The organism is Enterobacter sp. MGH 33, from assembly GCF_000534535.1.
GTDB classification, from domain to species: Bacteria; Pseudomonadota; Gammaproteobacteria; order Enterobacterales; family Enterobacteriaceae; genus Enterobacter; species Enterobacter hormaechei_C.
On the sequence record NZ_KI973212.1, the window covers coordinates 1,270,157 to 1,294,288 of the forward strand.

A 24,132-nucleotide genomic window follows, 5' to 3' on the forward strand; every position below is an offset into this window, starting at 1 on the left:
ATCAGTTAGAGGCCGTAAGCACCTGCGCTTTATTGGCGCTCAGCTCGGCCACCAGATTATTTACGCCATCACTCATATTCACGAAGCGTGTATTTGGCGACCGGGTGACCACCACAAAAGCGCCTACGTTTGATTGCGGAATCATCGCCATGTAGGTGATGAATCCGCCACCTCCACCGGTTTTTTGAATAATCCCCGGTCGGCCATCTTTTGGCGCCATATACACCCAGCCCATGCCGAGGGCATCGGCTTTACCTGGAACATCCATGCCAATGACGCGTCGTAGCTGAGCACGCTGGTAGATGAGCGTCTGCATTCGGTCGGCCTGATTGCTGCGCGCGTAAAAATCCGATGAGAGGAACTGTTGCATCCAGCGCATCATGTCGCCAGGCGTAGAGTAAACTCCACCGCTGCCAATGGCGGCCAGCGTGTTATTGCACGGGCTGGCCCCTTTTTCCGCCACCATCAGACGCTTGCACTGGTCCGGGGAGGGGGTGTAAGTGGTATCTTTCATTCCGAGCGGACGCGTGATCTGCTCTTCAAACAGTTGAGGGTAGGGCTTACCCGAGGCCGTCGCTAAAGCATCGGCCAGCAGATCAAACGCCAGGTTAGAATAGCCGGCCTGCGAGCCCGGGGCCGATTTCAGGGTAGCTGTGCTCAGGTAGTTCCAGCGTTGCTCGCGGGTTGGCCAGACAAAGACAGGGCGATGCGCAGCGCCACCGGGCTGTTCTCGCGGCAGGGCGCTGGTATGGGTCGCCAGATTCACCAGTCTGATCGGCGTTCCCTGATATGTCGGAACGCGAGCGCCGGGCGGCGCATATTTGCTGAGCGGATCGTCGAGTTTCACCACGCCCTGATCGAGCAGTTTCACCAGCATTTCGCTGGTCATCAGCTTGGTTATCGACGCGATACGGATAACGGAATCCAGCTGCGGACGAACGTTATTTCCCGGCCGTGTTTCACCGAAGCTGCGAAACACCCGTTGGTTACCGTCGATCACGACCAGCGCCATTCCCGTCGCACCGCTGCCGTAATAAATAAGGTTCGCGTAGCGATCGGCAATGTCAGAGGCCAGAACCGGGGCCGTCAGAGGCTGTGCTGCCTGGGCGGTGGACAGGCTCACCGCACACAGCGCGGCGATAGAGAGCAGACAACGTTTCAACGAAAAGCATCCATCAAGTGAATAAGGAAAGTTACGGGTAGTTATACTACTAATCGGCGTCGGGCAATGGCCCGATTTGCATAACGATAGCGAGAAAAACGTAACCGTGGGTAAATTTGAACAATTTACTTGCGGCGTGGCTCCCATTTTGTGACATCGACCGTATGATAGACGCTACGATCGCTGTTGCGAATGAAACGCACCGAAACAATTCCTGAAAACTGTGAAGCGAACTAATAATTCACCCGCAGGTCTCACTTTTTTGCCTGAGCCGGGAGGCTGGCACAGGCAAGGTTTCGTGTGGCGATATGTTGAACACAGCAACAGCCATAACAACAAGAAGGAAGCACAATGTTTAAGTCTTTTTTCCCAAAGCCGGGGCCCTTTTTCCTGTCGGCATTTATTTGGGCACTGCTGGCTGTCATTTTCTGGCAGGCCGGTGGCGGCGCGTGGCTGATCCGTCTTACGGGGGCAACGGGCGACATTCCCATTAGCGCAGCGCGCTTCTGGTCCATGAGCTATCTGCTTTTCTACGCTTATTACGTGCTCTGCGTAGGGCTTTTTGCCATGTTCTGGTTCGTCTATTCTCCTCACCGCTGGCAATACTGGTCGATTCTCGGCACGTCGTTAATCATCTTTGTCACCTGGTTCCTGGTGGAGGTGGGCGTAGCGGTCAACGCCTGGTATGCGCCGTTTTACGATCTGATCCAGACGGCGCTGAGTTCGCCGCATAAAGTGACCATTAACCAGTTCTACCATGAGGTGGGGATCTTCCTCGGCATCGCCCTTATCGCCGTGGTGATTGGCGTGATGAATAACTTTTTCGTCAGCCACTATGTATTCCGCTGGCGTACCGCGATGAACGAACACTATATGGCGCACTGGCAGCACCTGCGGCATATCGAAGGTGCCGCACAGCGTGTGCAGGAAGACACCATGCGTTTTGCCTCTACTCTGGAAGATATGGGCGTGAGCTTTATCAACGCCATCATGACGCTGATCGCCTTCCTGCCGGTGCTGGTGACGCTCTCGTCGCACGTTCCGGAGCTGCCGATTGTCGGCCATCTGCCATACGGCCTGGTGATTGCTGCGATTGTCTGGTCGCTGATGGGAACGGGGCTGCTGGCGGTGGTGGGGATCAAGCTGCCGGGGCTGGAGTTTAAAAACCAGCGCGTGGAAGCGGCCTACCGTAAAGAACTGGTGTATGGCGAAGACGATGCCAACCGTGCGTCACCGCCTACCGTGCGTGAGCTGTTTGGCGCCGTACGTCGTAACTATTTCCGCCTCTATTTCCATTACATGTATTTCAATATCGCGCGCATTCTTTATCTTCAGGTTGATAACGTTTTCGGGTTGTTCCTGCTGTTCCCGTCCATCGTTGCGGGTACGATTACGCTCGGTCTGATGACCCAAATCACCAACGTCTTTGGTCAGGTTCGCGGTTCGTTCCAGTATCTGATCAGCTCCTGGACTACGCTGGTGGAGCTGATGTCCATCTACAAACGTTTACGCAGTTTCGAGCGTGAGCTGGACGATAAGGACGTGCAGGAAGTCACCCATACATTAGGTTAAAAAGGAATTGCTATGCCATTTGCCGTACCACGTGCATTACCGCTGACGTTACTCGCCGCTTTTGTGCTGGCGGGCTGTGCCGAAAAAGGGGCTGCCCCGCTCAAAGAAGGGGAGAAGCCCGTTGATGTGGCGAGCGTGGTGCGGCAAAAGATGCCCGCCAGCGTGAAGGATCGCAGTGAGTGGGCTGATGCGCTGGCAGCGACCTTCAAAAGCCAGAAGATCGCGCCTACCGAGGAGAATATCTGCTCGGTGCTCGCGGTGGCGCAGCAGGAATCGATGTATCAGTCAGATCCTGTAGTGCCTGGCCTGAACAAAATCGCCTGGAAGGAGATCGACCGCCGGGCCGAATCGATGCATATCCCGGTTTTCCTGGTGCATACCGCCCTTAAAATCACCTCGCCAAACGGTAAAAGCTACAGTGAACGGCTGGATACGGTGAAAACCGAGAAACAGCTTAGCGCCATTTTCGATGATTTCATCAATATGGTGCCGATGGGACAGAAGCTGTTTGGCTCACTGAATCCGGTGCATACCGGCGGTCCGATGCAGGTCAGTATCGCATTTGCGGAAAAGCATACCGACGGCTATCCGTGGGATATCGACGGTACGGTACGTCAGGAGGTCTTCTCCCTGCGCGGTGGGCTGTGGTTTGGGACGTATCACCTGCTGAATTATCCGGCCAACTACGATAAACCGCTGTATCGCTTTGCCGACTTTAACGCGGGCTGGTATGCCAGCCGAAATGCAGCCTTCCAGAATGCGGTAAGCCGCGCCAGCGGTGTGAAGCTCGCTTTGGACGGCGATCTCATTGCTTACGGCAGCAGTGAGGCCGGGACCACCGAACGTGCGGTGCGAAAACTCTCGACGAAGCTGGAGATGAGCAACAGCGACATTCGCCGACAGCTGGAGAAGGGCGACAGCCTGGCGTTTGAGAAAACGGATCTGTATAAGCAGGTCTTTGCGCTGGCCGAGAAGAAAAGTGGAAAGGCATTACCCAGAGCCATTCTGCCAGGCATTCAGCTGGAAAGCCCGAAGATCACGCGTAACCTGACGACCGCCTGGTTCGCGAAACGCGTTGACGATCGTCGGGCACGCTGTATGGGACTGTAATCAGTGGCGGTTGCGCCAGCGCAGGACAAGGGCAATCACGCCCAGAACCATGCTGCCCGCGAGGAAGGGAATGAGTCCAAATACGGTGCTCACGCCTAAACCGATTTCAACGCGCGGGCGGCCTGTATCCTGCACCTGCATCAGATGCTCATACACGCCAGGGGCATGCACCAGCATATTCAGCAGTTGGGTTCCTGCCCAGAAACAAAACAGAACAAACAGGGCATAGGCAATATTCCCCGCCGTGGAGGTTTTTGGTTGTTTTCCGCCAAAAATCGGTTTCGACAATGTAAAGTCTGCCATAAGACCTCCCGAAAATATCACTCTGTTTTAATACGCGTCGTACAGGGTGAGTGTGACAGGTCATAGCATTTGTCAATATCAGAATCGTGGGAAATTCGGCTCAGGATTTCTCCTGGATTGTCGATTTCTGCATCACGTCACAAATTGATAACATAAGTGAAACTGCGCTGCATTTCAGAATTTACGTATCCGCCACAGACGCCATTATCAAACTGTGAGAGGATAGTTTTTTTCTGCCGGAGTTGTCATGAAGCTCACTTCCAAATTACGCCGTGACTGGCATTACTACGCCTTTGCGATCGGGCTGATCTTTATTCTCAACGGTGTTGTCGGGCTGCTGGGATTTGAAGCGAAAGGCTGGCAAACCTATGCGGTTGGGCTGGTAACCTGGGTAATCAGTTTCTGGCTGGCGGGATTTATTATCCGCCGTCGTCCCGATGAGACGACGACGGCAGAGAAAGCTGACTAACCGTTAGTTAACGGAACTTTTCAGGGCGCTGTCAGCGGCGTGACGTTCCAGCGCCAGTTCAATCAGGCGGGTGATCAGTTCCGGATAGCTTATCCCGCTGGCCTGCCACAGCTTCGGGTACATGCTGATATTGGTAAAGCCCGGCAGAGTGTTGATTTCGTTAATCACCACCTCGTTATCCGGCGTCAGAAACACGTCGACGCGCGCCATCCCACAGCATCCCAGCGCCTGATAGGCTTCAACGGCGATCGCCCGGATCTTGTCGTTAACGTCAGGATCGAGCGCGGCGGGAACCACAACCTGGGCACCTTTGTCGTCAATATATTTGGTGTCGTAGGAATAGAAGTCACTATTCAGTACCACTTCACCACAGGTACTCGCCTGCGGGAAGTCGTTGCCCAGTACGGCGCACTCAATTTCACGACCGTTAATTCCCTGCTCAACCACCACCTTATGGTCAAATTCAAAGGCCAGACGAACGGCATCGTTAAACTGCGCTTCGCTGGTGACTTTGCTGACGCCGACGGACGAGCCCTGATTCGCCGGTTTCACAAACAGCGGCAGGCCGAGTTGCGCCTGGATCTGCGCGAAGCTGTGTTTATCGCGGTTGGCGCGAGTGAGCGTCACGAACGGCGCAATATTCAGACCGGCGTCGCGCAGGAGACGTTTTGTGACGTCTTTATCCATGCAGGCGGCAGAGCCCAGCACATCGGAACCGACAAATGGCAGGTTCGCCATCCGCAACATGCCTTGCAGGGAGCCGTCTTCGCCCAGCGTGCCGTGAACGATAGGGAACACTACGTCAATCTGTGCCAGCGCCTGCGCGTTCCCGGCATCGATAAGCTGTCCCTGTTCCACGCCTGGAACCGTTGCGACGCTGACATCAGAAGGATTAAGGGCAATGTGCGCCGGATCGTCAGCGTGTAACAGATACTGGCTGGCATCGTTAACATGCCACTGGCCCTGTTTATCAATGCCCAGCAGCACCACGTCGAAACGGCTTTTATCAATCGCATCAACGATATTTTTAGCCGATTGCAATGACACCTCGTGCTCTGCCGATTTTCCCCCAAAGACAATACCTACGCGCTGCTTTGCCATCTCACTCTCTTCCAGTCTGACGAAAAGCCCATAACATACCACGATGCCCGGCGGGTTTCGCGGCCTTCTGCCATAATGTTTTGGGGATGCTGAAGGGGGGCGCGTGAAAGGAAAAGGTCTGCTTATTCTTATTGTTATTGCCGGGATCGCCACGGTGGGCTACCGCTGGTTGCCGCCGTATTACAATCCTTTCGTGCCGCTTACGCTTGACGATCCGCCCGGAAAAATAACCCAGTTTAAACTTCGACGTTTAACACCGCAGGCATGCGAAAGCCTGTTAGCGCAGGCGAATCAACGCCAGCTTATCCGTACCCAGTCTGTCGCTGACAGCGCCGGTGAGTGTCCGCTGAGTAACGTGGTGCGCGTGCGCGATTTTGGCCCGGTGAGCCTGAACAGCAGCTTTCTGGCCAGTTGTCCGCTGGCGTTAAGTTCTGCGCTGTTTGTCAGCCAGCAGGCCCGACCGCTCACCAAAACCTGGACCGGAAGCGAGCTTACGCGTATTGAACATCTGGGCAGCTTCGCCTGCCGCAATATCTACAGCCGCCCGGATGCGCGGCGCAGCGAACATGCCACGGCGGATGCGCTGGATATCAGCGCTTTCAGGCTGGCAAATGGACAGCGCGTTACCGTCCTGAACGGCTGGAAAGCGGAAAAGACGCAGCCCTGGCTACAGGCCCTGCTCTCGGCAAGCTGTGGCTATTACGGTAACGGTCTGGGGCCGGACTATAATGCCGCCCATGCCAACCATTTCCATCTGGGGATGCGCGGCTATGGATTATGTCGATGAAGCATAATCTTCCGCCAAAAATTGGATAAATTGTGACTTATTTCACAAATATGATGACTGGGAAGATAAAACACCAAAGTCTGCAAGGCCGCATCTCTGGCGCTATGTCATTGCGCGTAACTTGCTAATCTGTCGGCGAATTCGCCTAAAAATGAAGACTATTTCTGTTATGGAATCCTGGAAAGTTAATCTCATTTCAGTCTGGTTCGGCTGCTTCTTCACCGGACTGGCTATCAGCCAAATATTGCCCTTCCTGCCGCTGTATGTGTCGCAGCTGGGAGTGACTTCCCATGAAGCGCTCTCGATGTGGTCCGGCCTGACGTTCAGCGTGACGTTTCTGGTCTCCGCCATTGTGTCGCCGATGTGGGGCAGCCTGGCGGATCGCAAGGGGCGCAAGTTGATGCTGCTCCGCGCCTCGCTGGGGATGGCGATAGCCATTTTGCTCCAGGCCTTCGCCACCAACGTCTGGCAGCTATTTATTCTGCGGGCGATAATGGGGCTGACCTCCGGTTACATTCCGAATGCCATGGCGCTGGTGGCCTCACAGGTACCGCGTGAGCGAAGCGGCTGGGCGCTCAGCACGCTTTCCACGGCCCAGATCAGCGGGGTCATTGGCGGCCCGCTGCTCGGCGGCTTCCTGGCGGACCATGTCGGGCTGCGTGCGGTCTTTATCATTACCGCGATCCTGCTAACGATCAGCTTTCTGGTCACCCTTTTTCTGATTAAAGAGGGCGGGCGGCCTGTTGTCAGTAAATCCGAACGCCTGAGCGGAAAAGCGGTTTTCGCCTCGCTGCCTTATCCTGGCCTGATGATTAGCCTCTTTGTGACGACGATGGTGATCCAGCTCTGTAACGGTTCGGTAGGGCCGATTCTGGCGCTGTTTATCAAGTCGATGGCGCCGGACAGCAGCAACATTGCTTTTCTGAGCGGGATGATTGCCGCGGTGCCGGGCGTGTCGGCGCTGATGTCTGCTCCGCGTCTGGGGAAACTGGGCGACAGGATCGGTACGGCACGTATTCTGATGGCAACGCTCATCATTGCAGTGATCCTTTTCTTTGCCATGTCATTCGTCACCACACCTCTTCAGCTCGGCATCCTGCGCTTCCTGCTTGGCTTCGCAGATGGCGCCATGCTGCCCGCTGTTCAGACGCTGCTGGTGAAATATTCCAGTGACCAGGTAACCGGCCGCATTTTTGGCTACAACCAGTCGTTCATGTATTTAGGCAACGTAGCGGGCCCGCTTATCGGCGCCTCGGTCTCGGCGATGGCGGGTTTCCGCTGGGTATTTGCCGCGACGGCGGTGGTAGTCCTGCTGAATATTATTCAACTGGCCTTTGCCTTGCGACGCCGCAGGCGAATCGCTGAGGCAAAGTCGGCCCGGTAAACACGATAATATATTATTTATTCTTATGAACGCCGCATTTTTATATAACGAAATGCGGCGCCTTTCTTTCAGGAAAACGTTTCGCTTTCGCGCTGAAATATCTTTTTTGGCAGCGATGTCACTTTTGCATAAGATAAAGCTAATCCATGCTTTTCATTATTCAGAGAGGGTGTTAATTTCAGGGGAAATCACATAAGGAAATAGCACCATGAAAAATCTCATTGCTGAGTTGTTGGTTAAGCTTGCCCAAAAGGAAGAAGAGTCGAAAGAGCTGGTTGCCCAGGTCGAGGCGCTGGAAATCGTTGTGACGGCGCTGCTGCGACAGATGGCAAAACCGGAGCAGGAGGCGTTGATCGACAACGTTGAAGGTGCGCTGGAAAAAGCGCGTCCTGATTCCCAGGTGCCTGCGGAAGATGCGGAGCTGCTTCAGCAATACGTAAAGAAGCTTTTAAGGCATCCTCGCAGCTAACCTGCCTGAGGTGAAATGACGTGTCACAGAATTGTCATGCAGGATGCCTGGCGTCGCTCTGTTTTTATTTTTACACATTTATGCAGGGAAAATTAAATTGAGACAGAGCACACCTTTCACCGCATAATTTCTGTTATTAATTACCGCCTCCCACCCGGCCAAACCGGTTAATGAATATTGTGCCGATACAGGGCTGAAATAACCGCAGAGCCCGGCGAAAATCAGAGTCGCAGGGTGGTTTTTTTCCCGTAACGAGCCAGACTTAACGTGGAACTTCACATAAAGGATGGTGCAATGAAAACAACAATACTGGTTACCCTGCTCTCTGGCCTGTGTCTGATCGCCTCAGCACACGCGGAAGAGAAAACGTTAACGCCCCAGCAGCAGCGCATGACGACCTGTAACCAACAGGCGACATCGCAAAGCCTGAAAGGGGATGCCCGTAAAACGTACATGAGCGACTGCCTTAAAAATGGTGCGGCTAAACCCGGTGAAAAAAGCCTGACCCCACAGCAGCAAAAAATGCGTGAGTGCAACGCCCAGGCGACACAGCAGATGCTGAAAGGCGACGATCGCAGCAAGTTTATGAGCGCGTGCCTCAAAAAACAGGCGTAGTGCTAACGGGTGAGTCACGGCTGTGGCTCACCCAAAATTTCATACTTTCCCCGCTACCCCCCTCTCTATAATTTGGGAAAATGTTTCAGAATATTCCCAAAAATGATGAATGATGAGTTTTATGACAATCACGAGAACATTCGGGAAGCGTGGCACCAGCAGCTTTCTCAGGATGATTCATACCGTTCCGGTCTGCGATTTGCCCGGCGAATACGGCTGGCACGCATCGTTGGTCTGGCGGCGCTATTTGTTCCGCTTGCCAGCGTTCTGGTGAGCCAGTTTCTTTCCGGCGTCTGGTGGTTATTGCTGGTGGGCTGGGTCTTTGTCTGGCCCCATCTGGCCTGGCAGCTGGCTTTTCGTTCTGCTGAACCCCACAGCAGTGAAATTGTTAATCTGAAAATCGATGCCATTATTGCCGGTGTCTGGATGGGGCTAACAGGGTTCAATGCGCTACCAACGGCGGCGCTGATCGTGATGATTGGCATGAATATGATGGGATCGGGGGGATGTCGGTTATTTCTGACAGGACTCGCGCTACTTGCCCTGTCTGCCCTGTTGACCGTGCAATCCATGGGTACTCCTGTGGTATTGACCTCTGAACCGCTGGCGTTGTGGCTGACGCTCCCCGTGCTGGTGGTCTATCCCATACTGTTTGCCTGGCTCAGCCACCGCACGGCGATCCGTCTGGCAGAGCATAAGCGTCGGCTTGAGCTGATGAGTACCCGCGACGGAATGACCGGCGTGTTCAATCGCCGTCACTGGGAAACGCTGCTGCGTAACGAATTTGAGGCCTGCCGTCGCAGCCATCGACAGGCGACGATACTGCTCATCGATATCGATCACTTCAAGACGATCAACGACACCTGGGGGCATGACGTGGGGGATGAAGCGATTGTCGCCATCACGCGCCAGCTTCAGCTGACCCTGCGCTCAGGCGATTATATTGGCCGTTTTGGCGGGGATGAGTTCGCGGTGATCATGTCCGGCACGCCTGCCGACAGCGCGATTGCAGCGATGTCGCGCGTCCACGAACGGCTGGTCAACATGCCGCTGCACGGAGCACCTATGGCGAGGTTGTGTATCAGCGTTGGGGTTGCCCCCTGGGGGGCGCAGTTCACCCACTATCGTGAATGGCTAAAGGCGGCGGACGTGGCCCTCTATAAAGCCAAAAATGCCGGACGGGGCCGCACCGAAGTGGCCGCCTGACGCCCGGCGTAGCGCATCAGGACTTACTGAGCTTCTCTGATTTTTCCATGCATTTTTCCATCGCCCCGATCACGGCGGAGCGGAACCCGCGATCTTCCAGCACGCGCACGGCTTCAATGGTTGTGCCCCCCGGTGAGCACACCATATCTTTCAGTTCGCCCGGATGTTTACCCGTTTCCAGCACCATTTTGGCCGAACCCATCACCGCCTGCGCTGCGAATTTGTAGGCCTGCGCGCGCGGCATTCCACCCAGTACGGCGGCATCGGCCATGGCTTCGATAAACATAAAGACATACGCCGGGGCAGAGCCGCTCACGCCGACTACCGGGTGGATCATCGGTTCGGCAATCACTTCCGCTTCGCCGAAGCAGCGGAAAATATTCAGTACATCCGCCACGTCTTCAGATGTGACCAGCGCGTTCGGGGTAACGGATGTCATACCGGCATTCACCAGCGACGGGGTGTTTGGCATGGCGCGAACAATCTTACGGTCGTGGCCCAGCGCGCGGGCGAGCTGATCGAGGGTCACGCCTGCGGCAATCGATACCACCAGGGTCTCTTTGTTAAGGCTGGAGGTGATCTCGCTCAGGACTTTAATCATGATATTCGGCTTAACGGCGCCAAAGACAATATCCGCCACCTGAGCCACGTCCTGTGCGCTTTCGGCAGCGTTGACACCATACTCATCACGCAGCGCCGCGACTTTATCCGGGGATGGGGTATAGACCCAAATCTGCCCCGGCAGCACCTGCCCGCTGGCAATCAGTCCGCCGAGGATAGCTTTGCCCATATTTCCGCAGCCGATAAACCCGATTTTCTTATCCATCACGTCTCTCCGTTATTATGCGTTGTTATCTCTCATTGATAGCTTAACAACGAAATGCAGGCGACAATAGTCACCAGAATCATAATGGGGAGAGACTATGGCGATTTGGGTTGATGCGGACGCGTGTCCGAATGTCATCAAAGAGATTTTATTTCGTGCTGCCGAGCGCGTGCAGATGCCGCTGACGCTGGTGGCGAACCAGAATATCCGCGTGCCGCCCTCCAGATACATCCGTTCTCTGCGCGTTCCGGCCGGGTTTGACGTGGCGGATAACGAGATAGTACGCCTGTGTGACGCAGGAGATCTGGTGATCACCGCGGATATCCCGCTGGCTGCCGATGTACTGGCGAAAGGGGCGGCGGCGCTGAACCCGCGCGGAGAACGCTATTCGCCGGCAACGATCCGCGAGAAGCTCACCATGCGTGATTTTATGGATACGCTTCGTTCCAGCGGCGTGCAAACCGGTGGGCCGGACAGCCTGTCGCAGCGCGATCGCCAGCAGTTTGCCGCCGAGCTGGATAAATGGCTGCTGGAAGTGAAGCGCCGCCCGGCGTAGCCCACCTCCGGGCGGTTTTGTGGTACAGTGTGGCTTCCACAGGCTTGTCATTCCGTACCGCTTTGCAGTAAAGTTAGCGCAACATCTACTGCAATCATTTCTTTACAGCCTTCAGTTATCCGGCAGCAAGGGGAACACCTGGTTATGAACCCACCCATCTTTTTAGTTGGCCCTCGCGGCTGTGGGAAAACCACCGTTGGTCTGGAGCTGGCGCGTCTGTGCCAGAGTCAGTTTGTCGATACTGACCACTGGCTCCAGGAGAATGCCGGTAAGACCATCGCCGATATCGTTGAAGATGAGGGTTGGGAGAGCTTTCGTGCGCGTGAAACGGCCACGCTGGAAGCGGTGACCGCGCCGTCAACCGTGATCGCGACCGGTGGGGGCATTATTCTGGCACCGTATAACCGCCAGTTTATGCGCGAAAAGGGTGTCGTGATCTACCTCTGTGCCCCGGTCTCTACGCTGGTGGGGCGGCTGGAGGCGTTTCCGGAAGAGGGACAGCGCCCGGCGCTGACCGCGAAACCGCTGAGTGAAGAGGTCAGCGACGTCCTCGCCGAACGCGATGCACTGTACCGTGAGGCGGCACACCACGTTGTGGATGCGTCGGCGTCACCCGAGAAAGTTGCGATTCAGATTATTACCGCCCTGCGTTTGGCTTGCGCCAGCTAACAGCCGTCTATACTCATAGCTCAGACATAAAAAAAGGATGAGCTATGCCAACCAGACCTCCCTATCCACGTGAAGCCCGCATCGTTACCGTTGAAAAAGGTAACGGCGATCAGACCGTAACCTGGTACCAGCTGCGTGCCGATCACCCTAAACCTGATTCGCTGATCAGCGAACATGAAACCGAACAGGAAGCGCTGGATGCGAAACGGCGCTATGAGGATCCTGAGAAGTCCTGACAGGAATCCGAATTCGTTACAACCGTGCCTGAATCACACTTTTAACATATCGCTGATGTTAAGCAGCAGTTAATATTTAGTTATTACAGGTGGATTCGGAAAGGCCAGTCGATCTTTACATTACGGTGTAGAGATCCCCTGCTACCCTTGGTGCTGTTTTGTTGAAAAAATGAACAGTGCAGCGTAGTGAGCCTGTACTTATGTGGCAGTTGTGGTAGTAACGGAAGGCGATCAAAATGAAGGCGACGTTGGCGATCCTCACGATTGGTGTGGTGCCTGTAAGCGAAGTATTACCGCTCTTAACCGAGCATGTCTCTGAACAACAAATTACGCATCTCAGTCTGTTAGGGAAGCTCAGTCGGGAAGAGGTCATGGAAGACTACGCGGTCGGAGAGGGGGAAGATCCCCTGGCAACGTTACTCAGTGACGGTAAACTGGCGCATGTGTCGCGCCAGAAAATCGAACGCGCGCTACAGGGCGTGATCGAAGTGCTCGACAATCAGGACTATGACGTTATTTTGCTGATGAGCACGGCACCCGTTAAAGGCCTCAGCGCGCGTAATGCCATTCTGCTCGAACCGATGCGGATTATCCCCCCGCTGGTGGCCTCAATTGTTGATGGTCATCAGGTTGGGGTCATCGTTCCCGTTGAGGAACTGCTGGATAACCAGACGGTGAAGTGGGCCGCGCTGGAGCACACCCCGCTGTACGCGCTGGCAAACCCGTTCTGGGACAGCGAAGCGAAGCTGATTGCGGCCGGGCAGGAGTTGATCGACAGAGGGGCGGATGTCCTGATGCTCGACTGCCTGGGCTTCCATCAGCGGCATCGTGATTTACTGCAAAAGGCGCTGGATGTTCCGGTGCTGCTCTCTAACGTCCTGATGGCGCGCCTGGCGTCAGAATTACTGGTGTAATGATTTTGCGTGACAGGTCATGAGCATGGCCCCTATAGTGGATTTTTCTCAATAAATATAAGGGCCAGTTCATGCTTCAAAGTAACGAATACTTTTCCGGTAAAGTGAAATCCATTGGTTTTACCAGCAGCAGCACTGGCCGCGCCAGTGTCGGCGTAATGGCGGAAGGGGAATACACCTTTGGCACCGCAGAAGCGGAAGAGATGACGGTGGTCAGCGGCGCGCTGAACGTCCTGCTGCCGGGTGAAACGGAGTGGAAAGTCTATAGTGCCGGGCAGGTCTTCAACGTGCCGGGCCACAGCGAGTTCCATTTACAGGTTGCAGAGCCAACCTCTTATCTGTGCCGCTATCTGAAATAAAAGCATGCCGGGTGGCGCATTCGCTTACCCGGCCTACGTTTTGCCTGTCAGCGCTGCGCTTCGCCGCCGAGACCTTCCACCAGGTTCTGAATCAGCGCCGCCAGCTCGCCGGTCATCAGGATAAAGTCTGCGTCAAAGCGCTGAGCATAATCTTCGCGGTCGATATCTTCGTTCTGATCGCGCAGTTCATCGCAGAACTTAAGGCGCTTCACGGAGCCGTCATCACACATCACAAACTGAATGCGCTGCTGCCAGTCGAGTGCCAGTTTGGTCACCACTTTGCCCGCTTCAATGTGCACGGCGATTTCGTCGCTCACCAGATCCTGTTTCTTCGCGCGGATCACGCCGCCATCTTCCAGCAGCGCTTTCAGCTCTGCTTCATCAAGGATCTGGAAGCCCTGCGCGGCAGTCCCGCTGCGCACCCACTCGGTCAGGGTCAGCTCAATCGGCGTTTCCAGCGCCAGCGGTACCACCGGTAATGAGCCAAGGCTCTTACGCAGCAGCGCCAGCGTATCTTCCGCTTTTTTGGCGCTGGCGCAGTCCACCATGATCAGCCCGTTAACAGTGTCGATCCACATCATGGTCTGGCTAAAGCGGCTAAAAGCGCGCGGCAGCAGCGAGTGCAGCACTTCATCCTTCAGCGAATCTTTTTCGGTTTTTTTAAGCTTACGGCCCTGTTCAGCTTCCAGCTTGAAGATCTTCGCTTCGAGCGCCTGCTTAACCACGGGCGTCGGCAGGATCTTCTCTTCTTTACGGGCGCAAACGATGATTTGCCCCGTGCTGCTGGCGTGGGTCAGCGCATCGCTTTGAGAACCCATTGGCGGAACCCAGCCGGTTTTTGCCATATCTTGGCTACCGCAAGGGGTAAAGGAGTAAGCGGCTAACTGTTTTTCCATCTCTTCTGCACGCAGCGAAACGTCGCGGCTGAGACGGTAAACCATCAAATTTTTGAACCACAGCATGATAATTTCCACGGCCTTGTCGTTAAATCAGCGGGCATGATAACGAATTGTCGCATCGCTTGCATTGCTAATCGGGAAGCGGGCTTCTACTCTGTTGATAATCAAAATAATGAGGAGTGTCTTGTGCGTATTGGGATTGATTTGGGCGGCACCAAAACAGAAGTTATTGCGCTGAGCGAGCAGGGGGAGCAACTGTTTCGCCACCGTCTGCCTACGCCGCGCGATGATTATCACCAGACCATAGAGACGATTGCCCGCCTGGTCGATATGGCAGAGCAGGCAACGGGCGAGACGGGCACGGTCGGGATGGGGATCCCCGGCTCCATTTCGCCGTATACCGGCGTGGTGAAAAACGCCAACTCCACCTGGCTCAACGGTCAGCCGTTTGATAAAGACTTAAGCGAACGCCTGAACCGGGAGGTGCGTCTGGCGAATGACGCTAACTGCCTTGCGGTGTCTGAGGCCGTGGATGGCGCAGCGGCTGGCGCGCAGACCGTATTTGCGGTCATTATCGGCACCGGCTGCGGGGCGGGCGTGGCGTTCGGTGGGCGCTCGCATATTGGCGGCAACGGCACCGCGGGCGAGTGGGGACACAATCCGTTGCCGTGGATGGATGAAGATGAACTCAAATACCGCGCCGAAGTACCGTGCTACTGTGGCAAGCAGGGCTGTATTGAGACCTTTATTTCCGGCACGGGGTTTGCCACCGATTATCATCGTCTGAGCGGTCAGCCGCTGAAAGGTAACGAGATTATGCGTCTGGTTGAGGAGCAGGATCCGGTGGCTGAACTGGCGCTCAGCCGCTACGAAATGCGGCTGGCTAAGTCACTGGCGCATGTGATCAATATTCTTGATCCCGACGTGATTGTACTGGGCGGCGGCATGAGCAACGTCGACCGGCTGTACGCCACGGTGCCAACGCTGGTGAAACAGTGGGTATTTGGCGGCGAGTGCGAAACGCCGATCCGCAAAGCCGTCCACGGAGATTCCAGCGGAGTGCGCGGCGCGGCGTGGCTCTGGCCGGAATAAACGCAAAACCGTTTTTGATGTTTGTGCCCTCTCCCCGTGGGAGAGGGCCAGGGTGAGGGCACCAGAGCGCATCATCCCCCCATTTACTGCACCGCAAACTCCCTGTCCAGCCTGCTATATCCCAGCCCGTTGATCTTCTTCACTTTGATCTGCACCGGAATGCGCTCTTTCATTGCCTCTACGTGGCTGATCACGCCAATGGTTTTCCCGGTGGCGTTCAGCGCGTCGAGCGCGTCCAGCGCGGTGTCCAGCGTTTCGCTGTCGAGCGTGCCGAATCCTTCATCCAGGAACAGCGAGTCAATGCGCGTTTTGTGACTGACCAGATCGGAAAGCGCTAAAGCCAGCGCCAGACTGACCAGGAAACTCTCCCCGCCGGAAAGGGTACGGGTATCGCGTACCGCATCGGCCTGCCAGGTATCGACCACTTCCAGCTCCAGCGCGTCGCTGGCTTTACGCTGAAGCAGATAGCGGCCATGCAGACGGTTGAGCTGCTGGTTGGCAAGCCACACCAGATTATCCAGCGTCAGCCCCTGGGCGAATTTACGGAATTTATCGCCGGTGCTGGAGCCTATCAGCGCGTTGAGATAGCCCCAGTCGTCGGCCTGACGCGCCGCCTCCTCAATCTGCTGCATAAGCGCCTGCTGGTGCAGACGGTTATCGGCGTCCTGTTTGAGCTGCTGGCGGATCTCCCCCTGATGCGTGGTGTTGTCCCGAAGCTGTTGCGCCAGCTGGTGTAACTGCGCCTGAAGCGTTGCGGCATCTGTTTCCAGCCCCTCGGGGCGCTGTGCCTGATGCGCCTGAAGCTGCATGCTTGCCTGCACCGAAAGCGCCGTGGCCTGCTGGAGCTGGTTCTCCAGCGTCTGCTTTTGTTGTTCAAGCTGGCGGATCGACGTTTCATCCAGCAGGGCGGAGAGAAATGCTTCCCGATCGGCAAAGCAGCTCGCGGTCAGCGCGGCGTTGAACTGAGCCTGTGATTGCTGGAGCCGTTCACGCTCAAGCGTCTCCTGTTGCTGTAGGGTGGTGAGCTGACTTTGCAGCGACACGCATTCGTCGTGGATGCCGCGCCAGTTCTCAGGGATAACCGCGTCGGCTTCTGCATCATTGGTAACCGGCAGCGTCTCCAGAATGGGCATCAGGGCGTTAATACCCTCCTGAATCGTACCGTGCTGGGCCTGTTTTTCCTGCCACAGGGTATATTCGCTTTCGCGCGCGCTCAGCCAGGCGCTTTCAGCCCCTTCATCGGGCACGCTAAGCGACAGCGATTGTAACGAGGCCGCCAGCGCCTGACGCGTCGCCGTCAGCTGCTGCTGGTACTGGCGCGCCTGACCTTCCTGTTCATTGAGCTGGTTTTGCAGCGTCAGACGCTGGCTGAGCTGATACAGCTGGCGTTCATACTGTTCCTGTTCGCTCATCCAGGGGGCTATATCATCCTGAATATTCAGCGCTATGTTCAGGGAGGCGCAGACCTCCAGCCACTCCTTAGTAAGTGCTTGCTCTTCCTCAGAGAGAGCCTGTGCTTCCTCTGTCTCGCGCTGGATCTGTTGGGTCAGCGCATTCACCTGCCCGAGCACCAGCAATCCTTCCTCTTTTAGCGCGGCAACCTCTTTCTCCAGCGCGTCGCGGCGGCGCTGATTGTCAGTCAGTTCAAGCGCCTGATACTGCACAACTGCCGGATGTTCGCGTGAACCGCAGAGCGGGCAAGGCTTACCCGCTTCGAGCTGTGCACGATAGTTCTCAAGATCCTTGATTGTCGCCTCACGCTCACAGAGCGCTTTCAGGTCGGCATAGTGCTGATTTTTCTCTTTGAACTGCTGACGCCGCAGGATCAGCGTTTCATTGAGCTTAGCCTGCTCAGCCTGCGCTTTCTGCACGCTTTCCGCATTCTGGCGCAGCCGTTTTTGCAGCGGCTGAAAGCGAGCGTGAAGCGCTGTCAGACGCTGGCGGAGCGCCCGCGATTGTGCCTGTTGCTCCATTGCCGTCGCGAGATCCTCAGCCGTCAGCGTCAACGTACTTTCAGGCATCTCAGCCAGCTTCTGACGAAGCTCAGCCATGCGCGCTGACTGGGCAACAAGCTGATTTTTATCGCGACCCAGTTGCGTAAAATGCGCCCGCCAGCCGGCAATTTCCTGCCCCCACTGACGGAAACGATCGTGTTCGGTCAGCCACTGCGTCAGTACCTTGTGCTCTGTCTGCAACTGTTCACGGTTGCGCAGTGCACCGTTGCGAATACGCGAGCGCTGCACCGCTCTGTCGAGTAAGCGAGTATTTACTTCAACAATTCGCTCTGTTGTCTGCGCCAGGCGGGTGGTCTGCTCCTGCTGATACTCCCATAGCGGACGTAGCTGGGCGGCGGGCTGCGCCAGCTTGAGCTTCGCCAGTTGGGGCGCGGCGTCCGTCAGAGCCTGTTGCGCCTGCTGCTGCGAAGCAGCTGCACGCTGCTGCTCACGTATCAGTTCGTCGTTACGCGTAAGCCACTGAAAATCTTTCTGTTGGCTTTGCTGCTGTGCCAGCAGGACTTTTTCTTCGTCAGTAAGTGCCTGCAAACTTTGCTGCAAGTGCTGCTGCTGTTCCTCGCTCAGCAGCACAACCCCTGCGGCCTGCGCTTCGCACATCTCCAGCGCGTTACGTGCCGCTTTGTGTTTTTCGAAAACCATGGCGGAAATCTGGCCGTAAATTTCCGTGCCGGTCAGTTCTTCCAGCAGCTCAGCGCGATCGCTCGGTTTAGCATTCAGGAAGGCGGCAAACTGCCCCTGAGAGAGCAACATCGAACGGGTAAAGCGACCATAGTCCAGCCCGGTAAGCGCGGCGGTTTGTTCCAGCTTATCCGTGACTTTGTCGGCCAGAATTTTGCCGTCTTCGCAGCGGGCCAGCTCAACGCGCGGTGCCTGTAAGTTCCCGTCCGGCTGGTTGCGGGCGCGGTTCTGGCTCCAGAAAGCGCGATAAGCAACGCCTTTGACCTCAAATTCTACTTCCGCCAGGCATTCGGCGGTATCGCGCGTCATCAGGTCGTTTTGCGCCTGAGAGACCTTATTAAGACGCGGCGTTTCGTGGTAAAGCGCCAGGCAGATGGCATCCAGCAGCGTGGTTTTACCCGCGCCGGTTGCGCCGGTGATGGCAAACAGCCCGTTGCTGGCGAACGGCTCCGCGGTGAAATCAATTTTCCACTCACCCTTTAGCGAATTCAGATTTTTCAGGCGCAGGCTCAGAATTTTCATGCGTTTTCGTCCTCGTCATGGAGGGAATGCAGGGTCTGGGCAAACAGCTCGTTAAGCCTGGTGCGTCTGGCCTCGTCCACCTCTTCATGCGCAAGCCGCCGCGCGAACACCTCTTCAACCCGAAGTTCACTAAGCGTTTCACGCTGGGCGTTGAGCAGTATTTTCTCGCGCTGCTCGCGGCTGCGGCGTACCAGCAGCACCTCCACGGGAAGGTCTTCCGTCAGCGTCTGTATTTTACGCTGCATATCGTACAGGTAGTCGTCGGTGGTGATTTCGATATCGAGCCAGACGGGGGGATTAAGCGCTGCGCCGCGCCACTGCTCAAGCTGAGCGGTAATGGCGGCCAGATCGCCTTTCAGCACCGCCAGCGGCTGGGTGACCGGCACCTCAAGCGTCTCAACGGCGCTGAGTTTGCCTCCGGTGAAGCTCACCAGATGCACGGATTTGGCCTTGCCCGTTTCGTCAAAACTGAGCGAAATGGGCGAGCCGCAGTAGCGGATATGCTCGCAGCCGCCGATGATCTGCGCCCGGTGAATATGCCCGAGGGCAATGTAGTCGGCGGGGGGGAAGTTTTGCGCCGGAAACGCGTCCAGCGTACCGATATAGATCTCGCGCACCGCATCACTCTTACTGGCTCCGACGGTGGTGAGGTGCCCGGTGGCAATGATCGGAATGGCCTGATCGCCGCGCAGGGCGCAGGCTTCCGTATGTTGCTGGTGATAATAGCGGGTGATGGCCTGCAACAGATGCTGCTGTTTTTCGCTGCCGGACAGACCTGCCTGGCTTTGCACGATATCGCGCGGGCGTAAAAACGGAATTGGGCACAGCACTGCGCCCGGCGTGCCGTCGCGTTTTTTCAGGATCTGCGGCGCGTGTCCGGCGCTGGCCACCACGGTGGTATTGAGGAACGCCAGAATATCGCGGGATTCATTCAGCGTCGCCACCGAGTCATGGTTTCCGGCGACAATCACCAGGTGACAACCGGTTTGCTGGAGGTTGACCACAAAACGGTTGTACAGCTCACGCGCATAGCTCGGCGGCGATCCGGTATCAAAAATGTCGCCCGCCACAATAATCGCGTCCACCTCGTGAGCCTGAGCCGTCTCCAGCAGCCAGTTCAGGAACGCTTCATGTTCCGCGGCGCGGCTTTTGCTGTAAAAATTTTGACCCAGGTGCCAGTCTGAGGTGTGAAGTATGCGCATAAAAGATCCGTGGTAATAATAAGAAAGCAGGATTATAAACGTTCGGGGAACGGAAAATAACCGCTGTAATAAAACAACAGTTTGCTATTTATAGTGGTAATGTTTTTCATAAATCTGTCATAAATCTGACGCATAATGACGCCGCATTACAGACTTGTAACTTAAATACGATAAGACAGGGCAAAGTATGGCGAGACGTATTCTGGTCGTAGAAGATGAAGCTCCGATCCGTGAAATGGTGTGCTTCGTGCTTGAACAAAATGGCTTCCAGCCGGTTGAAGCGGAAGATTATGACAGCGCGGTGAACCAGCTGAATGAACCCTGGCCCGATCTGATCCTGCTGGACTGGATGCTGCCTGGCGGTTCCGGATTGCAGTTTATCAAGCATATCAAACGCGAGGCGATGACCCGCGATATCCCGGTGGTAATGCTGACGGCGCGCGGCGAGGAAGAGGATCGCGTGCGCGGTCTGGAAACCGGCGCGGACGATTACATCACTAAACCGTTCTCCCCGAAAGAGCTGGTGGCGCGTATCAAAGCCGTGATGCGCCGTATTTCACCGATGGCGGTGGAAGAGGTGATTGAGATGCAGGGGCTGAGCCTGGATCCTACCTCACACCGGGTCATGACCGGTGAAAATCCCCTCGATATGGGACCGACCGAATTTAAACTCCTGCACTTCTTTATGACCCACCCGGAGCGCGTTTACAGCCGCGAACAGTTGCTGAATAACGTCTGGGGAACTAACGTCTATGTCGAAGACCGAACGGTTGACGTCCATATTCGCCGCCTGCGTAAAGCACTGGAACTGAGCGGCCACGATCGCATGGTACAGACGGTCCGCGGCACGGGTTATCGTTTCTCGACCCGTTTCTGAACAATGACAGGAGTGTGACGCGTGCTGGAACGTCTGTCATGGAAAAGGCTCGTCTTTGAACTGATCTTATGTTGTATTCCGGCCCTCATTCTGGGGGCTATCTTTGGCTATCTGCCGTGGTTTTTACTGGTGGCCGTGACGGGATTGCTCGTCTGGCATTTCTGGAATTTACTGCGTCTCTCCTGGTGGCTGTGGGTCGACAGAAGTATGACACCCCCGCCGGGAAGCGGGAGCTGGGAACCGCTACTCTACGGCCTGCACCAGATGCAGATGCGTAACAAAAAGCGCCGTCGTGAGCTGGGAAGCCTGATCAAACGCTTTCGCAGCGGTGCGGAGTCGCTGCCGGACGCGGTGATCCTGACGACAGAAGAAGGGACAATCTTCTGGTGTAATGGCCTCGCGCAACAGCTACTGGGCCTGCGCTGGCCGGATGATAATGGTCAGAACATCCTGAACCTTCTGCGTTATCCCGAGTTCACGCTGTATCTGAAAAAGCGGGATTTTTCGCGCCCGCACAATCTGAAGCTCAATAACGGTCGCCATCTGGAAATCCGCGTGATGCCCTACAGCGATCGGCAGTGGCTGATGGTGGCGCGGGACGTTACCCAGATGCACCAGCTTGAGGGCGCGAGACGTAACTTCTTTGCCAACGTCAGCCACGAGCTGCGTACGCCGTTGACGGTGCTTCAGGGCTACCTGGAGATGATGCAGGAGCAAACGCTTGAGGGGCCGCCGCGTGAGAAAGCGCTGCATACCATGCGGGAGCAGACGTTCCGCATGGAAGGGCTGGTCAAACAGCTGCTGACGCTTTCAAAAATTGAGGCTGCCCCGTCGCTGGCGCTAAACGACATCATTGATGTGCCGATGATGTTGCGGGTGGTGGAGCGCGAAGCCCAAACGCTGAGTCATAATCAGCACACCCTGAGTTTTGACGTTGATAACACGCTGAAAGTGCTCGGCAGTGAAGATGAGCTGCGAAGCGCTATCTCAAACCTGGTCTATAACGCCGTGAATCATACTCCGAAAGGAACGCATATCGCGGTGCGCTGGCAGCATACCCCGGCGGGCGCTGAGTTTAGCGTCGAGGATAACGGACCGGGGATTGGGCCTGAACACCTCCCGCGTCTCACCGAACGGTTCTACCGGGTGGATAAGGCGCGCTCGCGGCAGACCGGCGGGAGCGGACTGGGGCTGGCAATTGTGAAGCATGCCGTCAGCCACCACGAAAGCCGGCTCAATATCGAAAGCACCCTCGGGAAGGGCACGCGCTTTAGCTTCGTGATTCCGGAACGATTAATTGCCAAAAAGAGCGCCTGACGGCAGATGTGTCAGGCTACCTTTCCACGGGCCAGCGAATGCTGGCCCGTTTGCTTTGCAGTCAAGCGAAACGCGGATGAATATTATACGGTTGGTGCTTTTTTGTTCGCATGATTAGCCATGAGTTTTTCTTATACATGGCATATTATGTTGGTCTGCATTTTCATGCTGGCATATTGTTCTGGTTTTACGATCCCTTCTTGCCTTTAAACGTTATAAGCGTTTAAATTGCCCCCCATATACTGTCAGACCGACTGTATTTGCGTGGTAAATCGAAAAACTATTCTTCGCCACGCCAGGACGGGAGCATATCCCGCTGAAATTGAGCAAATTTTCCGCTGTTTCGTCCCGTGAGGGATGGCGAAAATCTCAACGTATTCAACACCACATCCACAGGCAGTAAGGTTTTATGACCCATCACTTGAAATCGCGTGACATTATCGCGCTGGGCTTTATGACATTTGCGCTGTTCGTTGGCGCAGGTAACATCATTTTTCCTCCAATGGTTGGCTTACAGGCGGGTGAACACGTCTGGACGGCTGCGTTTGGCTTCCTGCTTACTGCCGTGGGCCTGCCGGTACTGACCGTTATCGCGCTGGCGAAAGTCGGTGGCGGTGTGGACAGCCTCAGCACCCCGATTGGCAAAGTGGCTGGCGTTCTGCTGGCAACCGTCTGCTATCTGGCCGTTGGCCCGCTGTTCGCGACCCCGCGTACGGCGACCGTCTCCTTTGAAGTGGGTATCGCCCCGCTGACCGGTGACGGCGCGATGCCGCTGTTTATTTACAGCCTCATTTACTTCGCCATCGTGATTCTGGTTTCTCTCTATCCCGGCAAACTGCTGGATACCGTGGGTAACTTCCTGGCTCCGCTGAAAATTGTGGCGCTGATCGTGCTGGCGGTTGCGGCCATCGTCTGGCCTGCGGGGCCCATCAGCTCCGCGATGGACGCTTATCAGAACGCGGCGTTCTCAAACGGTTTCGTGAACGGCTATCTGACAATGGATACGCTCGGTGCGATGGTGTTTGGTATCGTTATCGTTAACGCCGCGCGTTCCCGCGGGGTGACCGAAGCGCGCCTGCTGACTCGCTACACCATCTGGGCTGGCCTGATGGCCGGTGTCGGCCTGACGCTGCTGTATCTGGCGCTGTTCCGTCTGGGTTCAGATAGCGCAACGCTGGTCGATCAGAGCGCAAACGGCGCGGCGATCCTGCATGCTTACGTGCAGCATACCTTTGGTGGTGCAGGCAGCATGCTGCTGGCGGCGCTGATTTTCCTGGCCTGTCTGGTGACGGCGGTGGGTCTGACCTGCGCCTGCGCGGAGTTCTTCGCTCAGTATCTGCCGCTCTCTTACCGCACGCTGGTGTTTATCCTCGGCATCTTCTCCATGGCGGTGTCAAACCTCGGTCTGAGCCACCTGATTCAGGTGTCAATTCCGGTGCTGACGGCAATCTATCCGCCATGTATCGTGCTGGTGGTGCTGAGCTTCACCCGCCCGTGGTGGCATAACTCGACGCGAATTATTGCGCCGGCCATGTTTATCAGCCTGATTTTTGGTATCCTTGACGGGATCAAAGCATCAGCATTTGCAGAAATCCTGCCAGCCTGGACACAGCGTCTGCCGCTGTCCGAGCAGGGCCTGGCCTGGCTGATGCCTTCCGTTGTAGCGCTGGTTCTGGCGATTATCTGGGACCGTGCGGCAGGGCGTCAGGTGACATCCAACGCCCATTAATCAACGGCAACAAATTGTTTAACCACGGGGCTTAAGGCCCCGTGGTTTTTTGTTTTTTTCGTG

24 protein-coding genes are annotated in these 24,132 nt (G+C 55.9%); 17 read left to right on the forward strand and 7 right to left on the reverse strand.

Going from position 1 to position 24,132, the window contains the following annotated elements; translation table 11 throughout:
• Position 1: 1 nt before the first annotated feature.
• Positions 2–1,162 (reverse strand): D-alanyl-D-alanine-carboxypeptidase/endopeptidase AmpH, encoded by a 1,161-nt coding sequence (gene ampH / locus L379_RS17970; RefSeq protein WP_032652680.1) that lies wholly within the window; start codon positions 1,160–1,162, stop codon positions 2–4.
• 351 nt (positions 1,163–1,513) lie between these two features.
• Between ampH and sbmA the strand changes: the two genes are divergently transcribed.
• Together sbmA and L379_RS17960 are read left to right on the forward strand one after the other, a co-directional pair.
• Entirely contained in the window at positions 1,514–2,734 is a 1,221-nt protein-coding gene (sbmA, locus tag L379_RS17965) for a peptide antibiotic transporter SbmA (protein ID WP_032652682.1), read from the forward strand.
• A gap of 12 nt (positions 2,735–2,746) precedes the next feature.
• Entirely contained in the window at positions 2,747–3,844 is a 1,098-nt protein-coding gene (locus tag L379_RS17960) for a DUF1615 domain-containing protein (protein WP_017383149.1), read from the forward strand.
• Here the strand turns inward: L379_RS17960 and L379_RS17955 are convergent, their stop codons facing one another.
• Complete coding sequence (locus L379_RS17955; protein WP_003859159.1) at positions 3,845–4,147, reverse strand: DUF2755 family protein; 303 nt, start codon at positions 4,145–4,147, stop codon at positions 3,845–3,847. It lies immediately after the preceding gene.
• A gap of 247 nt (positions 4,148–4,394) precedes the next feature.
• Here L379_RS17955 and L379_RS17950 point away from each other — a divergent pair, with 247 nt between their 5' ends.
• The gene (locus L379_RS17950) at positions 4,395–4,616 is read left to right on the forward strand and encodes a DUF2754 domain-containing protein (RefSeq protein ID WP_015571318.1); all 222 of its coding nucleotides are present in this window, start codon (positions 4,395–4,397) and stop codon (positions 4,614–4,616) included.
• 3 nt (positions 4,617–4,619) lie between these two features.
• On the opposite strand, the gene ddlA is transcribed toward L379_RS17950, so the two are convergent.
• The gene (ddlA, locus tag L379_RS17945; protein WP_017383150.1) at positions 4,620–5,717 is read right to left on the reverse strand and encodes a D-alanine--D-alanine ligase; all 1,098 of its coding nucleotides are present in this window, start codon (positions 5,715–5,717) and stop codon (positions 4,620–4,622) included.
• Between the two features lie 103 nt (positions 5,718–5,820).
• On the opposite strand from ddlA, the gene L379_RS17940 reads away from it, so the two are divergent.
• From L379_RS17940 to adrA, 5 genes are all read left to right on the forward strand, one after another.
• Positions 5,821–6,504: an extensin-like domain-containing protein gene (locus L379_RS17940; RefSeq protein ID WP_032647385.1), complete on the forward strand. Its 684-nt coding sequence runs from the start codon at positions 5,821–5,823 to the stop codon at positions 6,502–6,504.
• A 169-nt stretch (positions 6,505–6,673) separates the two neighbouring features.
• Entirely contained in the window at positions 6,674–7,888 is a 1,215-nt protein-coding gene (locus tag L379_RS17935) for a multidrug efflux MFS transporter (RefSeq protein ID WP_015571317.1), read from the forward strand.
• 208 nt (positions 7,889–8,096) lie between these two features.
• The gene (gene iraP, locus L379_RS17930) at positions 8,097–8,357 is read left to right on the forward strand and encodes an anti-adapter protein IraP (RefSeq protein ID WP_003859148.1); all 261 of its coding nucleotides are present in this window, start codon (positions 8,097–8,099) and stop codon (positions 8,355–8,357) included.
• Positions 8,358–8,651: 294 nt separating this feature from the next.
• Entirely contained in the window at positions 8,652–8,972 is a 321-nt protein-coding gene (psiF, locus tag L379_RS17925; RefSeq protein ID WP_015571316.1) for a phosphate starvation-inducible protein PsiF, read from the forward strand.
• 102 nt (positions 8,973–9,074) lie between these two features.
• Positions 9,075–10,178, forward strand: a complete 1,104-nt coding sequence (adrA, locus tag L379_RS17920) for a diguanylate cyclase AdrA (RefSeq protein WP_015571315.1) — start codon at positions 9,075–9,077, stop codon at positions 10,176–10,178.
• Positions 10,179–10,194: 16 nt separating this feature from the next.
• On the opposite strand, the gene proC is transcribed toward adrA, so the two are convergent.
• Positions 10,195–11,004, reverse strand: a complete 810-nt coding sequence (gene proC / locus L379_RS17915) for a pyrroline-5-carboxylate reductase (RefSeq protein WP_032652685.1) — start codon at positions 11,002–11,004, stop codon at positions 10,195–10,197.
• Positions 11,005–11,101: 97 nt separating this feature from the next.
• Here proC and L379_RS17910 point away from each other — a divergent pair, with 97 nt between their 5' ends.
• The 5 genes from L379_RS17910 (at position 11,102) to ppnP (ending at position 13,738) form a co-directional block, all read left to right on the forward strand.
• Positions 11,102–11,560: a YaiI/YqxD family protein gene (locus L379_RS17910; protein WP_003859141.1), complete on the forward strand. Its 459-nt coding sequence runs from the start codon at positions 11,102–11,104 to the stop codon at positions 11,558–11,560.
• Positions 11,561–11,704: 144 nt separating this feature from the next.
• On the forward strand, positions 11,705–12,229 hold the full coding sequence (gene aroL / locus L379_RS17905) for a shikimate kinase AroL (protein ID WP_017383154.1): 525 nt from the start codon (positions 11,705–11,707) through the stop codon (positions 12,227–12,229).
• 44 nt (positions 12,230–12,273) lie between these two features.
• Positions 12,274–12,465: a protein YaiA gene (yaiA, locus tag L379_RS17900; RefSeq protein ID WP_003859135.1), complete on the forward strand. Its 192-nt coding sequence runs from the start codon at positions 12,274–12,276 to the stop codon at positions 12,463–12,465.
• A gap of 236 nt (positions 12,466–12,701) precedes the next feature.
• Positions 12,702–13,379, forward strand: coding sequence for an AroM family protein (locus L379_RS17895; protein WP_003859133.1), 678 nt, complete (start codon positions 12,702–12,704; stop codon positions 13,377–13,379).
• Between the two features lie 71 nt (positions 13,380–13,450).
• A complete protein-coding gene (ppnP, locus tag L379_RS17890) occupies positions 13,451–13,738 on the forward strand; it encodes a pyrimidine/purine nucleoside phosphorylase (RefSeq protein WP_003859131.1) in 288 nt (95 codons plus the stop codon).
• 47 nt (positions 13,739–13,785) lie between these two features.
• Here ppnP and rdgC read toward each other — a convergent pair whose 3' ends face one another.
• Positions 13,786–14,700, reverse strand: a complete 915-nt coding sequence (rdgC, locus tag L379_RS17885; RefSeq protein WP_006809928.1) for a recombination-associated protein RdgC — start codon at positions 14,698–14,700, stop codon at positions 13,786–13,788.
• A gap of 123 nt (positions 14,701–14,823) precedes the next feature.
• Between rdgC and mak the strand changes: the two genes are divergently transcribed.
• Positions 14,824–15,729 carry a fructokinase gene (gene mak, locus L379_RS17880; RefSeq protein ID WP_017694434.1) on the forward strand — a complete coding sequence of 302 codons (906 nt, stop codon included), beginning with the start codon at positions 14,824–14,826 and terminating at the stop codon, positions 15,727–15,729.
• 83 nt (positions 15,730–15,812) lie between these two features.
• On the opposite strand, the gene sbcC is transcribed toward mak, so the two are convergent.
• Together sbcC and sbcD are read right to left on the reverse strand one after the other, a co-directional pair.
• Positions 15,813–18,944 (reverse strand): exonuclease subunit SbcC, encoded by a 3,132-nt coding sequence (sbcC, locus tag L379_RS17875; protein ID WP_032652687.1) that lies wholly within the window; start codon positions 18,942–18,944, stop codon positions 15,813–15,815.
• Positions 18,941–20,146 (reverse strand): exonuclease subunit SbcD, encoded by a 1,206-nt coding sequence (gene sbcD / locus L379_RS17870; protein ID WP_017694432.1) that lies wholly within the window; start codon positions 20,144–20,146, stop codon positions 18,941–18,943. Before sbcD ends, sbcC begins: the two co-directional genes overlap by 4 nt.
• A gap of 187 nt (positions 20,147–20,333) precedes the next feature.
• Here sbcD and phoB point away from each other — a divergent pair, with 187 nt between their 5' ends.
• From phoB to brnQ, 3 genes are all read left to right on the forward strand, one after another.
• Positions 20,334–21,023, forward strand: a complete 690-nt coding sequence (gene phoB / locus L379_RS17865; protein ID WP_003859122.1) for a phosphate response regulator transcription factor PhoB — start codon at positions 20,334–20,336, stop codon at positions 21,021–21,023.
• Positions 21,024–21,044: 21 nt separating this feature from the next.
• Positions 21,045–22,340 carry a phosphate regulon sensor histidine kinase PhoR gene (phoR, locus tag L379_RS17860; RefSeq protein ID WP_023303180.1) on the forward strand — a complete coding sequence of 432 codons (1,296 nt, stop codon included), beginning with the start codon at positions 21,045–21,047 and terminating at the stop codon, positions 22,338–22,340.
• Between the two features lie 409 nt (positions 22,341–22,749).
• Entirely contained in the window at positions 22,750–24,069 is a 1,320-nt protein-coding gene (gene brnQ, locus L379_RS17855) for a branched-chain amino acid transporter carrier protein BrnQ (protein WP_003859118.1), read from the forward strand.
• Positions 24,070–24,132: the final 63 nt, after the last annotated feature.

Bases quoted from the DNA above. Each gene is read 5' to 3' on its own strand.
- sbmA (WP_032652682.1), top strand. From the start codon at position 1,514: ATGTTTAAGTCTTTTTTCCCAAAGCCGGGGCCCTTTTTCCTGTCGGCA.
- L379_RS17960 (WP_017383149.1), top strand. From the start codon at position 2,747: ATGCCATTTGCCGTACCACGTGCATTACCGCTGACGTTACTCGCCGCT.
- L379_RS17955 (WP_003859159.1), bottom strand. From the start codon at position 4,147: ATGGCAGACTTTACATTGTCGAAACCGATTTTTGGCGGAAAACAACCA.
- L379_RS17950 (WP_015571318.1), top strand. From the start codon at position 4,395: ATGAAGCTCACTTCCAAATTACGCCGTGACTGGCATTACTACGCCTTT.
- ddlA (WP_017383150.1), bottom strand. From the start codon at position 5,717: ATGGCAAAGCAGCGCGTAGGTATTGTCTTTGGGGGAAAATCGGCAGAG.
- L379_RS17935 (WP_015571317.1), top strand. From the start codon at position 6,674: ATGGAATCCTGGAAAGTTAATCTCATTTCAGTCTGGTTCGGCTGCTTC.
- iraP (WP_003859148.1), top strand. From the start codon at position 8,097: ATGAAAAATCTCATTGCTGAGTTGTTGGTTAAGCTTGCCCAAAAGGAA.
- psiF (WP_015571316.1), top strand. From the start codon at position 8,652: ATGAAAACAACAATACTGGTTACCCTGCTCTCTGGCCTGTGTCTGATC.
- adrA (WP_015571315.1), top strand. From the start codon at position 9,075: ATGATGAATGATGAGTTTTATGACAATCACGAGAACATTCGGGAAGCG.
- proC (WP_032652685.1), bottom strand. From the start codon at position 11,004: ATGGATAAGAAAATCGGGTTTATCGGCTGCGGAAATATGGGCAAAGCT.
- L379_RS17910 (WP_003859141.1), top strand. From the start codon at position 11,102: ATGGCGATTTGGGTTGATGCGGACGCGTGTCCGAATGTCATCAAAGAG.
- aroL (WP_017383154.1), top strand. From the start codon at position 11,705: ATGAACCCACCCATCTTTTTAGTTGGCCCTCGCGGCTGTGGGAAAACC.
- yaiA (WP_003859135.1), top strand. From the start codon at position 12,274: ATGCCAACCAGACCTCCCTATCCACGTGAAGCCCGCATCGTTACCGTT.
- L379_RS17895 (WP_003859133.1), top strand. From the start codon at position 12,702: ATGAAGGCGACGTTGGCGATCCTCACGATTGGTGTGGTGCCTGTAAGC.
- ppnP (WP_003859131.1), top strand. From the start codon at position 13,451: ATGCTTCAAAGTAACGAATACTTTTCCGGTAAAGTGAAATCCATTGGT.
- rdgC (WP_006809928.1), bottom strand. From the start codon at position 14,700: ATGCTGTGGTTCAAAAATTTGATGGTTTACCGTCTCAGCCGCGACGTT.
- sbcC (WP_032652687.1), bottom strand. From the start codon at position 18,944: ATGAAAATTCTGAGCCTGCGCCTGAAAAATCTGAATTCGCTAAAGGGT.
- sbcD (WP_017694432.1), bottom strand. From the start codon at position 20,146: ATGCGCATACTTCACACCTCAGACTGGCACCTGGGTCAAAATTTTTAC.
- phoB (WP_003859122.1), top strand. From the start codon at position 20,334: ATGGCGAGACGTATTCTGGTCGTAGAAGATGAAGCTCCGATCCGTGAA.
- brnQ (WP_003859118.1), top strand. From the start codon at position 22,750: ATGACCCATCACTTGAAATCGCGTGACATTATCGCGCTGGGCTTTATG.